Annotated in this window: 8 protein-coding genes; 2 read left to right on the top strand and 6 right to left on the bottom strand. The window is 42.8% G+C overall.

What is annotated here, in order from left to right:
- Window positions 1-104 precede the first annotated feature (104 nt).
- Entirely contained in the window at window positions 105-2,969 is a 2,865-nt protein-coding gene (gene secA / locus B0682_RS04115) for a preprotein translocase subunit SecA (protein ID WP_078306792.1), read from the top strand.
- Window positions 2,970-3,120: 151 nt separating this feature from the next.
- Here the strand turns inward: secA and B0682_RS04110 are convergent, their stop codons facing one another.
- The 5 genes from B0682_RS04110 to B0682_RS04090 all read right to left on the bottom strand — a co-directional run bounded on the left by B0682_RS04110 (window position 3,121) and on the right by B0682_RS04090 (window position 9,333).
- Window positions 3,121-3,690: a YsnF/AvaK domain-containing protein gene (locus B0682_RS04110; protein ID WP_158077860.1), complete on the bottom strand. Its 570-nt coding sequence runs from the start codon at window positions 3,688-3,690 to the stop codon at window positions 3,121-3,123.
- A gap of 222 nt (window positions 3,691-3,912) precedes the next feature.
- On the bottom strand, window positions 3,913-4,755 hold the full coding sequence (locus B0682_RS04105; RefSeq protein ID WP_078306790.1) for a DUF2382 domain-containing protein: 843 nt from the start codon (window positions 4,753-4,755) through the stop codon (window positions 3,913-3,915).
- 530 nt (window positions 4,756-5,285) lie between these two features.
- The gene (locus tag B0682_RS04100) at window positions 5,286-6,476 is read right to left on the bottom strand and encodes an acetyl-CoA C-acyltransferase (RefSeq protein WP_078306789.1); all 1,191 of its coding nucleotides are present in this window, start codon (window positions 6,474-6,476) and stop codon (window positions 5,286-5,288) included.
- 435 nt (window positions 6,477-6,911) lie between these two features.
- Complete coding sequence (locus tag B0682_RS04095; RefSeq protein WP_078306788.1) at window positions 6,912-8,288, bottom strand: homoserine dehydrogenase; 1,377 nt, start codon at window positions 8,286-8,288, stop codon at window positions 6,912-6,914.
- A gap of 193 nt (window positions 8,289-8,481) precedes the next feature.
- Window positions 8,482-9,333, bottom strand: a complete 852-nt coding sequence (locus B0682_RS04090) for a DsbC family protein (RefSeq protein ID WP_078306787.1) — start codon at window positions 9,331-9,333, stop codon at window positions 8,482-8,484.
- Between the two features lie 424 nt (window positions 9,334-9,757).
- Here B0682_RS04090 and B0682_RS04085 point away from each other — a divergent pair, with 424 nt between their 5' ends.
- Complete coding sequence (locus B0682_RS04085) at window positions 9,758-10,663, top strand: DUF808 domain-containing protein (RefSeq protein ID WP_078307049.1); 906 nt, start codon at window positions 9,758-9,760, stop codon at window positions 10,661-10,663.
- Window positions 10,664-11,060: 397 nt separating this feature from the next.
- Here the strand turns inward: B0682_RS04085 and B0682_RS04080 are convergent, their stop codons facing one another.
- Entirely contained in the window at window positions 11,061-14,600 is a 3,540-nt protein-coding gene (locus B0682_RS04080) for an Rne/Rng family ribonuclease (protein ID WP_078306786.1), read from the bottom strand.
- Window positions 14,601-15,201 lie beyond the last annotated feature (601 nt).

The following is a 15,201-nucleotide window of genomic DNA, read 5'->3' as shown; positions in this document are numbered from 1 at the left end:
CCATTTTTTTATTATCCATATCAAGCAGACATTAAAAAGATGGGACAATGACAACAGACACTCTCTGTCATGGTCCATCGCATTGATTAATCCAGGTAAAAGTTATGTTACAAAAAGTCGTCAGCAAGGTCATCGGCACAAAAAACGACCGTGAACTCAAACGCATGCGTCGCAGTGTAGAAAAAATCAATGCCTTAGAGCCAACCATTCAAGCCTTAAGCGATGCTGAGCTAACTGCCAAAACTGCTGAATTTAAACAACGATATGACAATGGAGAAAGTTTAGATGGTCTGTTAGCAGAAGCCTTTGCGGTGTGCCGAGAAGCGTCCATTCGCATCACAGGAATGCGTCATTATGACGTACAGTTGATTGGTGGCATCACCTTACACGAAGGCAAAATTGCTGAAATGAAAACAGGTGAAGGCAAAACACTGATGGCAACTTTAGCGATTTATCTCAACGCCATCAGCGGTAAAGGCGTGCATGTGGTAACGGTTAATGACTATCTTGCCAAACGTGATGCCGAACTTAACCAGCCTTTATTTAATTTTTTGGGTCTGAGCATTGGCGTGATTTATTCACAACAGCCCCCACAAGAAAAAGTTGATGCTTATCAAGCCGACATCACTTATGGTACAAATAACGAATACGGATTTGACTATCTGCGTGATAACATGGTTTTTAGCCTTGATGAAAAAAAACAACGACCACTTAATTATTGCATCATTGATGAAATTGATTCCATCTTAATTGACGAAGCTCGTACCCCACTTATCATCTCAGGGCAGGCTGAAGATTCTGCCCACATGTACCAACTCATCAACGACATTATTCCCCGTCTTAAACGCTCCAAAGATGAAGAAGCCAACAAACATAACGAAGATGAAGACTTTTGGGTTGATGAAAAAAACCGCACCATAGAAATCAGTGAAAAAGGCTATGAAAAAATCGAAGATTTTTTGACAGAAAAAGGCCTACTTGCCGATAATGAAAGTCTTTACAATCCAAGTCGCTTGCCTTTACTGGCTCATGTGCAGGCAGCCATTCGAGCCCATCATTTATTCATCAAAAACATCAACTACATTGTTCACGAAGGTGAGGTGGTGATTGTTGACGAAAACACAGGGCGAACCATGCCGGGCAGACGCTGGTCAGAAGGCTTACATCAGGCGATGGAAGCCAAAGAAGGGGTAGACATTCAACCCGAAAACCAAACCATGGCAACCACCACCTTTCAAAACTACTTTCGCTTATATGACAAACTCTCTGGCATGACAGGCACTGCTGACACCGAAGCGGCAGAATTTAAATCCACTTATGATTTGGACGTGGTGATTATCCCCACCCATCGACCCATTGCTCGCATTGACATGGACGACCAGATTTTTTTAACCAAATTGGGTAAATACCAAGGCATTATCCGAGAAATTCAGCAAATCCAACAAAAAGGCGCCCCCGTTCTTGTCGGTACTGCCACCATTGAAGCCAGCGAAGAGCTGTCTTACCTACTGGATCAAGCGGGCATCAAACACAACGTATTAAACGCCAAACAGCACGAACGTGAAGCGGAAATCATCGCCCAAGCTGGCAGCCCAAAAGCGGTTACCATCGCCACCAACATGGCAGGGCGTGGCACAGACATCATTTTGGGTGGTAACTGGTTGGCCCAAATTGAAAACCCAGATGAGCTTAGCGTTGCTGATAAAGAACAATTGAAGCAATCATGGCAAATCAAGCATCAACAAGTGGTAGAGGCAGGTGGTCTACACATCATCGGTTCAGAACGTCACGAGTCACGCCGTATTGACAACCAACTCCGTGGGCGAGCAGGGCGACAAGGTGACCCCGGCATGTCACGATTTTTCTTATCATTGGAAGATGACTTGATGCGAATATTTGCAGGTGAACGTGTGGTGAACATGATGCGGTCGCTTGGACTCAAAGAAGATGAGGCCATTGAGCATAAAATGGTGTCTCGTTCCATCGAAAATGCTCAAGGCAAAGTTGAAGCACGAGATTTTGATGCCCGCAAAAACTTGCTGAAATATGACGACATCGCCAACGAACAGCGTAAAGTCATCTACAAACAGCGAGATGAGCTGTTGGCAGAATCTGAACTTAAAGATGCCATCATCGACATGCACCACAGTGTCTATCACGCATTAATCGACCAATTTATCCCACCAGGCTCTATTGAAGACCAATGGAATATTGATGGACTGGAAGATGAACTGGAAGATGAATTTAAAGCCTACATGCCCATCAATGACTGGTTAGATGCTGATAGACGTTTGGACGAAGAAGCGTTAAGAAATAAAATCATTGATACTGCTTTGCTCAGATTTAATCAACGCCGTGAACAAATGGGTGAAGAAAATGCCAGTCGCCTAGAGCGACATCTGATGCTTCAAAGTCTTGACCGCCACTGGAAAGAACATCTTACCCAAATGGATCAATTACGCAAAGGCATTCACTTGCGTGGCTATGCCCAAAAAAACCCTGAACAAGAATATAAACGAGAATCATTTGATTTATTCCAGTCCATGTTAGGGGCTATCCGCTCAGACACAGTGCAAGACTTATCCCGTGTGCATGTGCCTACCCCAGAAGAGATTAAAGCCTTACAAGAAGAGCGTCGTTTGGCAGCCGAACGAATGCAGATGCAGTTTGAACATCAGCAGGCAGGCAGCTTGATGGGTGGTGAAGCAGACACTCAGCCCATCAATCACCAATCACGTCCACGCACCAATATGAGCATGACCTTTCAAAAAGGCATCAGCTCAGCCGCCACTGCCATGATGCAACAAGGACAAGCCACCCAAACAGCCACCAATACCCAACGGCAGGGTACTGACAGCATGGATAATAACCACAGTGCCAATCCTTATGCTCATCTCAACCTCAGTCGTAATGCCTCTTGTCCTTGTGGTTCTGGACTAAAATACAAGCAATGCCACGGCAAACTTTAATAGAACTGATTATAACAAAAACAATCGAACACAAACAAAATCCCTGGCACTGTTGGGGATTTTGCTTGGTCAATGGCTTTAAGTCAATGGTTTTAAGCTTAAGCGTCATTACCTGTCTGTTATCCATTGCTTTTTTTATTGATTGCTTTTTTTAACCATTGTCATCTGTATCAAACCGTTTCTCATCAATGTCCAACACTTCATGACGCAACTGATAAGCCACTTCTTCGATATGGTGATGGCTGATGGTATCAATGTTAATGGCTTCAGCAACATAAGTCTGTGTGCTGATGGTGGCAACATCTTTAGCGACCTTTAACTCGATAGGCTCGTTCCCTAAGACACGCATCTCTCCATTGATAAGTATCTGAATGGGGTTGGCTTGGGTTTTGTTTTCGACAAACACATCATCTGCATTGCCATCAAACAATGCCTGATGTCCACGGCTATCTATCTCAATGATTAGCGTTTCTTCAGTCAACTCAACTGGCACATGCACAACCTTATTTTCTGTGCGTTTACTGATACGAACCTTACCTGTGATGACCCGTTCTTTATTGACAATTGCCCGCTCTTCTAATAACTCTAATGTGTGTTTAGCCGATGTTTCATCTGTTTGTTTTGATTGATTATCCACCATGTTATTGGATTGGTTATTTAGCTGGCTATTTGGCTGGTCATGTGATTGGGTTTGGCCATTTTGATTGGTTTGATTTGGCATGATTGTGTCCTTTTTGCCTGTTGTCTGCTGATAAATCATCAATGATTAAGTCATTCATGATTAGGTTGTCAACGATATGATTGATGACTGATATGATAAAAAAAGCCAGAAAGCATCTGCTTCTGACTTATAAGAACCACTTAAACAACAACCACCAAGCCAGGCAGTTGTTGTTTTGGTATGGTTATGGCATGATTGCTGGAATCAGACCATCGTTTGGGATTATTTGTTACGATATTTGCGAACATCATCAGCGGTGATGTCATCACGAGTAACGATGTTGCCAGTTTTATCGACGATGTTACCATCATTATCAACATCTAATTCTTCACGGCGAATGGTCTCAATGATGGTTTCAACATGACGTTCTGTGGTTTTACCAAGGCTGACTTCTTCGGTCACATAGGTTTGTTTGGACACATTGGCACGCTCTGCTTCAAGCTGAACTTCAACAGATTCAGTTCCCTCACCGATGGTACGGTCAGTTGGTCGGTTCACTTCGTTACGTTGGATATGGGCACGCTCTTCTTCTAATTCAACTTCAACTTTGCGGTCTTCAGAGACGACATGCTTGCCAATCTTAACCAATCCAGAAACGATGCGGTCTTTATTGACAGTCAAACGCTCTTCTAATAACTCAAGGGTGTTAGGGGCGTTGTAATGTTCTTCTTTAAGGTCAACACGCTCTTCATCGGATAATGTATCAGCCACAAAAGCTTGGCGATCTTTTTGGTATTGCTCATCATAAGAATACTGATAATCTTCATCATAAGCTTCCATGGACTCAACTTGAGCTTTGGTTAGTGAGTCAAAGAACACATCATCACCAACAATACGAGCCAACCCAGCTGGCACCAATACCAATTTTTCACTAAACCAACCACCAACATCAGTGATTAAGTAACGGATTTTGCCAGTGGTGTCTTCTACCAACGCACCATCAATTTTACCCACTTTATCTTCATTACGGGCATAGGCAGTTTTGCCAGTTGGGTTGTAGTAATCATCACCCAATAAATCGGCGTGAGTGGCTTGAATGTCTTTTAAGCGAATTAACTGACTCATAAATATTTCCTTAAATTATCGTTGGTATGACCTTTCTAAAATTAACATAGAACAGAAAGGGAAGGGGTTGTGAGTGGCTGAATACACTGTTATTATCCAGCATATTAACCAATCCTTTGTACAAAATGATGGATAAAAATTCATTGATGATAATCAATCATCTGATTATCGAAAATCCATCAACCATCAATAAAAAAACCATCAATGAAAATCGGACATTTTGATTAACTTGATGACTGTCTTAATAATGCTCATTGTTTATTTGAATGATGTTCATCTTATCAATGCAAGGTTGATTGAACTATAGGCAAAAAGTAGCAAAGTGTATAAACTGGTGAATAAAGGGTATCTTTGAGTAAAGGTATGTTATCCAATGTAACCAAACTGATGCCAGTAAAAAAAGACCCCTGTTTTGGGGTCTTTTTTGTTAAGCATGTACTAAAAAACCACACACTAAGATATGCTAAGTTAACCATGCCACATTAATCGCAGGTTAACCGTAGCATGTGGTAAGGTGTTCATACTAAGGTTTAGAGCATCTCAATGGCAACCGCCACCGCTTCACCACCTCCAATGCACAAGGTTGCCACGCCTTTTTTGCCACCTGTGCGTTTGAGTGAGTTGATGAGTGTCCATAAAATACGAGTTCCAGAACAGCCGATGGGGTGACCTAACGCACAAGCGCCGCCTTCGATGTTGACTTTGTCATGGTCAAGGTTAAACTCGTCCATTGCTGCCATGGTTACCATGGTAAAGGCTTCGTTAATCTCCCATAAATCGACATCATCAGCTTGCCAGCCTGTCTTTTTTAGTAATTTGTCAATGGCACCAACAGGGGCAATGGTAAACTCACTGGGGTGGCGTGAGCTGGTGGTGTGAGCAACGATGTGAGCCAGTGGGTTTAAGCCTTTTTCTTTGGCAAGGCTTTGTTTCATCAGTACGACGGCAGCACCACCATCTGAAATGGAGCTTGAATTGGCGGCGGTGATGGTGCCATCTTTGGCAAATGCTGGGCGTAAGTTGGGTATTTTATCGATTTTGGCATTACCGGGTTGTTCGTCGGTGTCGATGGTGATGTCGCCTTTGCGAGTGCTGGCGGTAACAGGAACGATTTCGTCTTTAAAATGCCCTTTAGCAATGGCGTTGTTGGCACGGTTTAATGACTCGATGGCAAAGTTATCCATTTGCTCACGAGTGTAGCCTCGTTTGTCTGCCATTTCTTGAGCGAATTGTCCCATGAGTTTATTTGTTTCTGCATCTTCTAAGCCATCAAAGAACATGTGGTCTTTGACTTCTTGATGCCCCATGCGATAGCCAGCTCGAGATTTTGGCATCAGATAAGGGGCGTTGGTCATCGACTCCATGCCACCAGCAACGATGATGTTGGCACTGCCTGCGGTGATGCTGTCGGCAGCTTGCATGACTGCTTTAAGACCTGAGCCACACAGTTTATTGATGGTAACGGCGGCGGTGTCATCAGGCAATCCTGCCTTACGCATGGCTTGTCTGGCAGGGCCTTGACCAACACCAGCACTTAAGATACAGCCCATGATGACTTCATCAACATCGGCAGGTTGTATGCCAGCACGTTCAACGGCAGCTTTAATGGCAGCAGCACCAAGTTCTGGTGCGGTCAGTGGTGATAAGTCCCCTTGAAATCCACCCATGGGAGTGCGCGCACCACCTACGATGACAATTGGGTCTGTGGCATTGTTTGACATGATTCATTCCTTTATTAAACAGTGTGTCATTTGACTTCCTCCCCTCCCTATCGTTCGGGGATTCCTTCTGCAAGACGGTGAAGCCCCACCGCAAGCCTAAGATAGTGGCAACCGCCCGTACATCTTAGGTTCTTATTTTAAGCTAATCCTACCGTTAGGATTGTCATAGACACGAATTAGCTTAAGTGTGTGTTTGGAAACGTCTTACCAGTTAAGTTACTGCGCACTCGCAATTTAGTCTTAACTTAACTTTGGAATGTAAGACATTGAATATAGTGAGATGAGTATAGCAAAACTTATTGCATCTAACAATTGCCTTATATCGACCGCCTGAAGGCGGTGGTTTTACGGCAACGGAGGATAAAAAATGGCCGATAAAAAAGCCTGCTTGGCATAAGCAGACTCTTATCACGATTTTTTGCTTTATCCAGTTGTTTAATCCAGCTCTTCTAGGCGAATACGTACGATTTTATCTTTGATGATGTCCAGTGCTTCCATTTTAGTGATGGCATCATTCATGTTTTTTTCGGTGATGGGTTGGGTTAAAATCACCACAGGTACGATGTTTGGGGTATGATTGGCAGACGGCTCACGTTGCTGATTTGGCAACAATGTATCATGACTATGGTCATGGTCTGGCTGTTGTAAGATGGCATCAATATTGATGTCTGCATCGCTTAAAATCTGTGTGATGGTTGCCAATACCCCTGGGTGGTCTAGGGTGGTTAAGCGTAAATAGTAGCTTGTGAGCATTTGTTCGGCAGGTAATAATGTGGGTGTGTTTAAGTGGTCGGGGTGGTAGGATAAATGTGGCACATGATGCCCACCATCTGCCACACTCAACACACGCACCAAATCCATGACATCTGCCATGACTGCTGATGCGGTTGCTCCTGCTCCTGCACCATCGCCATAATACAAGGTTTGTCCTAATGGGTGAGCATCGATAAGCACGGCATTTTTAACGCCATTGACATTAGCAAGCAAGGTGTCTTCTGGGATTAAAGTGGGGTGAACTCGTAATTCAATACCTGTGTTGCCATCATTGAGTGTGCGACGTTTGGCAAAGCCCAAATGTTTGATGCGATAGCCAAGCTCTTGGGCATACATCACGTCTTGGTTGGTGATTTTGGTGATGCCTTCGCAATACACATGTTCAAAAGCCAGTGGCATACCAAATGCAATCGATGCCAATAATGCCAACTTATGAGCGGCGTCTGTGCCTTCCACATCAAAGGTGGGGTCAGCTTCGGCATAGCCTAACTGCTGTGCTTCGCTCAGCACATCAGCAAAGGGTCTTGCCTTATCACGCATTTCACTTAAAATAAAATTGCCTGTCCCATTGATGATGCCAGCCAGCCAATCGACTTTATTGGCAGCAAGGGATTCTCGCATGACTTTAATAATCGGAATTCCCCCAGCCACAGATGCTTCAAATGCCACATGCACATGATGTTGTTCTGCTAAGGCAAAAATGTCATTGCCATGCTCTGCCAACAATGCTTTATTGGCAGTTACCACATGCTTACCATGTTGAATGGCATGGGTTATCACGTCTTTGGCAACTGTTGTGCCACCAATGACTTCAATGACAATGTCCACATCATCGCTGGCAACAATGGACATTAAGTCAGCATTTTGCTTAATTTGACTGTCTATGTCATCACGTTGTCGGCGTGTGCCAACATGGGTGATGATGATGTCTTTGCCACTTCTGCGTTTTAGCTCTGTCAGGTTATCTTTTAACAGGTTAACCACACCTGTGCCAACTGTACCAAGTCCTAAAACAGCCAATCTGATGGGGTTATTCACAACGTCCTCGTGTATTTTGTTGAATGCAAAAATTGTTTAAAGTGTTCATGTAACAGCTTAAAAGTTTAAGAGCTTAAACGTCAATTTAAACTCAAAAAACTTAAACTTAACTCACTAACTAAAAATAACCAGCTAAGCAACTAAGCAAATAAATCAGCAAAGAAAGTTAAGTTAAAATCACAGACCCAATCTGTTACAGACCCAATTCCGAAAGCAACTGGTTGGGAGGCAGATAACCGCCAAGCTGTCTGCCTTGTTCATCAAAGACCGCAGGCGTGCCTTGCACACCCAAGCTAAAACCCAGTTCGGTATGACGGTTGACCGCTGAATCACAGGTTGCTAAAGGATTTTGACCACCATTTTTGGCTTTTTCAAAGGCAGATTTGCGATCAGGAGCACACCATACAGATTGCATGATGGTCAGTGCTTGTGGGTTTCTTGGCCATGCCAAATAACGCACTTCAACCCCTGCTTCGTTTAAGGTTGGTACGTCTTGATGTAAGCGTTGGCAGTAGGGACAAGTGGCATCAGTAAAGGCATAGATTACCGCTTTGGTATCGGTTTTGGCAGGATAAACCACCATGTCCGTGATGGGTTCGGCTGCCAGTTTGTCTTTGGCAAAATCTTGCATTAGCTTGGCAGAAATGTCCACAGGTTCGGCATCTCCCACTTGTACAATCTGCCCTTGAATGACGTGCTTGCCTTGCTTGTCAGTAAAAAATGGTGCCATATCACTTGAGCTGACCCAGTAGATGTTATCCACAGCAGTGGGTTTGATTGATAGAATATTGATATCAATGCCAGATTTCTTTAGATTGTTACGCACATTGTCTAGTACTTGTTGTGCCTCTGGGCTGTCGGCTATGATGGTTTGGGTGGGTTGAGCTGAAGCGGTCTTGACTGTCTCAGATTGAGCTGTTTGGGTGTTGTTTTTGTTACTTTGCTTGTCATTTGAATCAGCATTGGCACTACAAGCTGTTAAGAGCATGGCTAAGCTTAAGGCAACACTTAAGGTGGTAAAGGGTGCTTTAGAAAATGGACGCATAACATCTATCCTAAATGATTCATCAGTGATTTGGTTTGAGTGGTTTGGTTATGATTGATTGGTTGTGGTTAAAAAGTCATCGTACAGAGCAGAGCATATAGAGTAGACCATACACAGCAGACAATGCAGTATGAAATACGAATATGAATAAAAACTGCGGATAATCGTAAAAACATGGAAAAAAGAATTCATTTTAACATAAATTAGGCAAAATTTGCATTTATAATTTGCTTATGGCATTTGGATACATTTTTTATCAAATATGGGCTGTCATTGTCAAATAAATTGGCTAGACTGGCTATCAATAATATGATGTTAAATGTGATGTAAGAAAAGAGCAATGTGATGTTAAGCATCATGTCATGCTAAATTTCTTAACCATTTTTGGCTTTTAAGTTTTTAATCAGTGATTTTGAGGGTGATGATGGCTTCGGTAAGTTTATTGGCATTATTAGATGACATCAGTTTAATCATGGACGATGTGTCGGTGATGTCCAAAGTGGCGATGAAAAAAACAGCAGGTGTGTTGGGTGATGATTTGGCATTAAACGCTGAGCAAGTCAGTGGTGTGAATCCCAGTCGAGAATTGCCTGTGGTGTGGGAAGTGGCAAAAGGCTCACTGGTGAATAAGGTGATTTTAGTCCCATTGGCATTATTTTTAAGTGCCATTTATCCACCGTTGGTAACTTGGCTTTTGATGTGTGGGGGATTGTTTTTGTCCTATGAAGGGGCTCAAAAGGTGCTACATAAGTTTTGGCCACATTTGTCTGAACATGATGAAACGTTTGAAGTTCATAAACTGGCACATGTGAATGAACAGATGGATTTGGTTATTTATGAAAAAGATAAAATCAAAGGGGCGATACGCACCGATTTTATTTTGTCTGCTGAGATTGTGGTGATTGCATTAAGCACAATGACACAAGCACCATTTATGACCAAAGCTGTGGCGTTATCAACCATTGCCATTTTGATTACCGTTGGCATTTATGGCTTGGTGGCAGGCATTGTTAAAATAGATGATTTGGGTTTGTATTTGATTAAACAAAACAGTGATAGCAAACAAAAAATTGGCCATTTACTGTTAATATCTGCCCCTAAGCTGATGAAATGTTTATCCATTGCTGGCACATTTGCCATGTTTTTGGTGGGAGGTGGTATTTTGGTGCATGGTATCCAATTTTTGCATGATGAAGTTGAGCATATCGCTGACTTAACAGGGATATTTTCTGGATTAACCGTCAATGTGATAAATGGCATGATTGGGTTGTTGGTTGGTCTTATTATTGTGGCAGTGATGACACTGATTGGTAAAAAGCATGCTTTTTAGTTTTAAATCAGTGCCTAATATTGTATTGTGTCATACCGCCTATTTTTTATACATCATAGTTTTTATGCATAAAGTCGCATGTTGGTAATAGCCAAATAAGAAATTAAACGAGTAAGCGCAGCAACTCTGCTTAACAGCTTTATTCTTGTTTTTGGCGATAAGTAAAATAAGACACAACGATAAACATAGACAATAATGATACCAAGCCCCATATTAATGTTAAATAAAAAAAACATCATCAAATGTTAATCATCATCAAATATTAATAATGGAAAAACCAACATATAATAGAAATGAACCGCACCTCAAAAGTTAAACATCAAATCTTACTTTTGAGGTGATATTTTTTGAGGTGATGTTTAAGGCTCATTTCTACCTAATTTTAAAAATGGCGGTTTTATTTCACCGTATCATCTGCTGAGTTATCCAAATTTTTTGGTGCATTTGCCGTATCACCATTGGCTTTAGGGGTGGCAGGCTTTTTGCGTTTGCGATTTTTTGGAATGTTTGTGCCAACAGGAATGCTGGATAATATCATTCGAGTTGTTTCTTTTGGTAGCATTTGCTCCGCCACATTCTCTATCATGTTTTTGTACTTTTCAAGTGTGTCCATGCTTTGGTTTGGCTCAGATGCTTGCTTTTGTACTGAGTCATGAAGCAAATGGCGCTGTTGCTTGGCTTCGGTATCAGACTGTTGAGATAAGTCGGTATCATCATCTTGATTGATGGCTGGTTTATGATGAGTTCCACGAGGGTCATTGCTGGCACGAGGCTTTAATGGGGTGGGAGCAACTTCGGTCTTACCTTGCACACATTGATGTTTGGCAACAGGGGTGATGGCATCTGCAAAGTTGGATAAATAGCTGTCGCTCAATGGCTGGTAGCCATAATTGCTAAAATCAAAGTCATTTGTATGATTGGCATCAGTGATGTTTGTGCTGTTGTCAGTATCATTCATGTTCATGCTATTTGCTGTTTGCATGAATGCGTGGTGCAGTTCTATGGATTTGATAAAGCAAGCAATCACACCGTCTTGCTTTATGCGATTTTGAGCATCTGGCAGATGACGATGGATAAATTGCCCCACACTGCCTGTGATGGTGCTTGTGTTGGCGGTGAATTTTTTACTGGCCAAACTTGTCATGCTTTGGGCATCGTTTGATTGTGCTTGTTTGCTTGCCATGACAACTCGTGGGTCATTGCTGGCGTTTCCGTATTTTTCTGCTGTAACATAGCGGTTGGCAAATAAAGAATGCCAGTCATAATTGATACTGGCAGGGTGATGAGTGTCATCAGTTATGTCATTGTGGCTGGTTTTATCCGTGATGTCCGTATGATGGGTAGTGTGTTCGCTGTTCTTGCCACCATCATCATCATTACCATCATTATTGACAGTATTTGTATTATGGTGCTTGTCCGTGGTCATATCAGCGGTCAAATCATCGGTTGTGTCATCATCTAATGACAGATGCACCACTTTTGTGGTTTTGCCACTGGCATCAGTTCGGTTGATTCGGATTTCTACGTTATCAGGGTTTTGATGACGTTGTGATTTATCGATTGTTGCTGTTTGAGTGTCTTTTGTTGTTTGTTGATAAGACTTATCCGTATCGGTTTTGTTGTTACTGGGCTTATTTGTGGATTTTTCTTTGCCTTGCTTATCTTGCTGCTGTTCTTGACGTGATGATTGGTTGTCATCTTTGACAGTAACGTCAGCGATGAGTGTGTCATGGCGGACAAAGTTACCACGAGAGTCACGTTGGCTGTTTGGTTCACGTTTGGGCTTGTTGTTTTGGTCGTCTTGATGCTGTTGTTTACCAGCGTGTTTGTCATCTGTGTTGTTTGAGTGATGACCATTATCATGCTCATCATCTTGACGACGGTCTTTTTTTCTGTTGTGTTGTTTGTGTTGATTTTTGTTTTTACGAGGTTTGCGTTGCTTTTTGTCTTGAGGGTCTTGCTCATCTTGACTGTCTTGCTTGTCGTGTTGCTCAGATTGTTTATTGGTGGGTGCTGTGCTGTTTATTTGGGCAAAGGCAGTTGGGTTGATTTGCCCCATTGCTCCTAAGCTGGTTGCTCCTGAATTGACCAAGCTTTCAATGGCTTGGGTGGCGGTTTGGTTATTGAGACTGTCTGAGGTAACCGCTTGGGGTGTGGGTGCAAACAGGTTTGTGAGCCATGCGATGGCTTGTGGCTGTGGTTGAGATTGGGCTTGTGGCGTTGTGGCAGATGTTTGCTGGCCGTTTTGTGGGGCAGTGTGGGTGTCTTTATCGTTGCCACTGTGATTGTCATTTTTGGTGTTGCTTTTGGTATCGTCATCCATGACAGTTGTTTGTGATGATGATTGTCTTGGTTTGCGAGTCGGCTGTTGTTCTGGGCGTTCGCTTTCGGCGGTTTGCCAGTTGATTTCATAGCCACGGTCATGGCTTTCTTGTTGTTGGCTGTCAGTGACCCGCTCATAGCTTGAGGGGGCAAAACCATCGCGATTGAAGTGAATTGTGTAGTTGGGCGATTCCATGTGAGCGTGTGGCAAAATGGTGATGCGTGTGCCACTGTCTTGCTCCAGATATACCAAGCTTTCACGTTTTTCATTGAGCAAAAATGCCGCAATGTCAGTGGGGACTTCGGCTTGTACTTCACCTTGACGCTCTTTTAGGGCAGTCTGCTCAATCTGACGCATGATGGACAGTGATAACGAGCGTAGGTCTCGTATCATGCCGTTGCCATGACAACGAGGGCAGATATAACCTGTTGACTCTTCAAGAGACGGGCGTAAACGCTGGCGACTCATCTCCATCAAACCAAATTTGGAAATTTCACCAAACTGCACTCTGGCTCTGTCATAACGGCAGGCTTCAACCAAGCGTTTTTCCACGTCTTTTTGATGTTCACGTTCATTCATATCAATAAAATCAATGACAATCAAGCCACCCATATCACGCAAACGCAGTTGGCGAGCAATCTCATCAGCCGCTTCTAGGTTAGTGTGGTAGGCGGTTTCAGCAACATCAGACCCTTTGGTAGATTTGGCAGAATTGATGTCAATGGATACCATCGCTTCGGTTTGGTCAATGACGATTGAGCCACCAGATGGCAAACGCACTTCTCGTTGATAGGCGGTTTCGATTTGTTTTTCGATGCCAAAACGAGCGAACATGGGTTCATAATCGGTATACTTACGCAATTTATCGCTTTGGGTGGGCATGACAGCGGTGATAAAATTGGCAGCTTCATGGTAGGCATTTTCGCTGTCTATCCATATCTCACCGATGTCATCTCGTAAATAGTCACGCACCGCACGAGTCACCACGCCTGCTTCTTGGTGGACAAGACGGGGTGAGGCATAGCGGTCGTTTTGCTCTTGAATGGATTGCCAAATGCTCAGTAGGTGGTTAAGGTCGTGTTGCAAATCTTCTAAGGATTTGCCAATGCCAGCGGTGCGGATAATGACGCTCATGCCTTTTGGCATTTCAAGGTTGGATAACAACCGCTTCATGTCATCACGGATTTTACCAGATATTTGTCGAGAAATACCACCACCACGAGGATTGTTGGGCATCAGTACCAAATAACGCCCTGCCAAAGACACATAAGTGGATAAAGCAGCACCTTTATTGCCACGTTCTTCTTTTTCAACTTGCACAATGAGCGTGTCGCCTTCTTTGATGAGGCTTTTGATGTTTTCGTCTCTTGGGTTGCCTTTTAGGTATTGCTGAGCGATTTCTCGAATGGGTAAAAAACCTTGTCGCTCTGAGCCGTATTCAACAAATACCGCTTCAAGCGATGGCTCGACACGGGTCACATGACCTTTGTAGATGTTGGCTTTTTTTTGTTCACGAGTGCGATTTTCCAAATCAAAATCGTACAGATGATTGCCTTTACATAAGGCGACACGAATTTCTTCGGCATGAGTGGCGTTGATAAGAATGCGTTTCATAATGGTGTCCAAATGGTTCTGGACAACGCAGTTAGCAATAATAAATGGGCAGACAATCTTATGTTGGCTTATGATGGTTTGGCTTAGCTTGTTACTTGATTATCTTATCAATAAAAATCGATTAAAAATGTCTCAATGTATTCATGTGTCAATGTATTAAGTATCAACATATCAAGTACTCAATATTAAGTGCTCAACATGTCAATTAGGCATCAAACGTACCAACATGACGTATCAGTCAGTCAAAAGCAGTCTGGGACGGTTGGCCATTGATGTGTCTCAATGACAGAAAATGACAGGACATGTCTTGTGTCATTTATCCAGCACGGCTTTTATGACAGCTTACTTAAGCTCATTACTTAGCTTGGTGGTTTTGGTCATCAAATATTTATTATGTTTGCCAATAAACTGCATTGTCAAAAAAAGTATTAAGTTTAACCCACTAAAACAAAGGTTATGTGTGTTAGTGTGGCATTGGGGTGTTGCAAGAACGTGATGTGATTGGGCAGTGATGTTGTCTTAGCTTGTTTTAAACACTAAATTTTAAACACTAAAAAAGCATGATGCTTTAACGCACAAAATCTAATAAATTTTGACAAGC

The organism is Lwoffella lincolnii (assembly GCF_002014765.1).
Classification (GTDB): domain Bacteria; phylum Pseudomonadota; class Gammaproteobacteria; order Pseudomonadales; family Moraxellaceae; genus Psychrobacter; species Psychrobacter lincolnii.
This window is presented reverse-complemented; position numbering and strand designations above follow the sequence as displayed.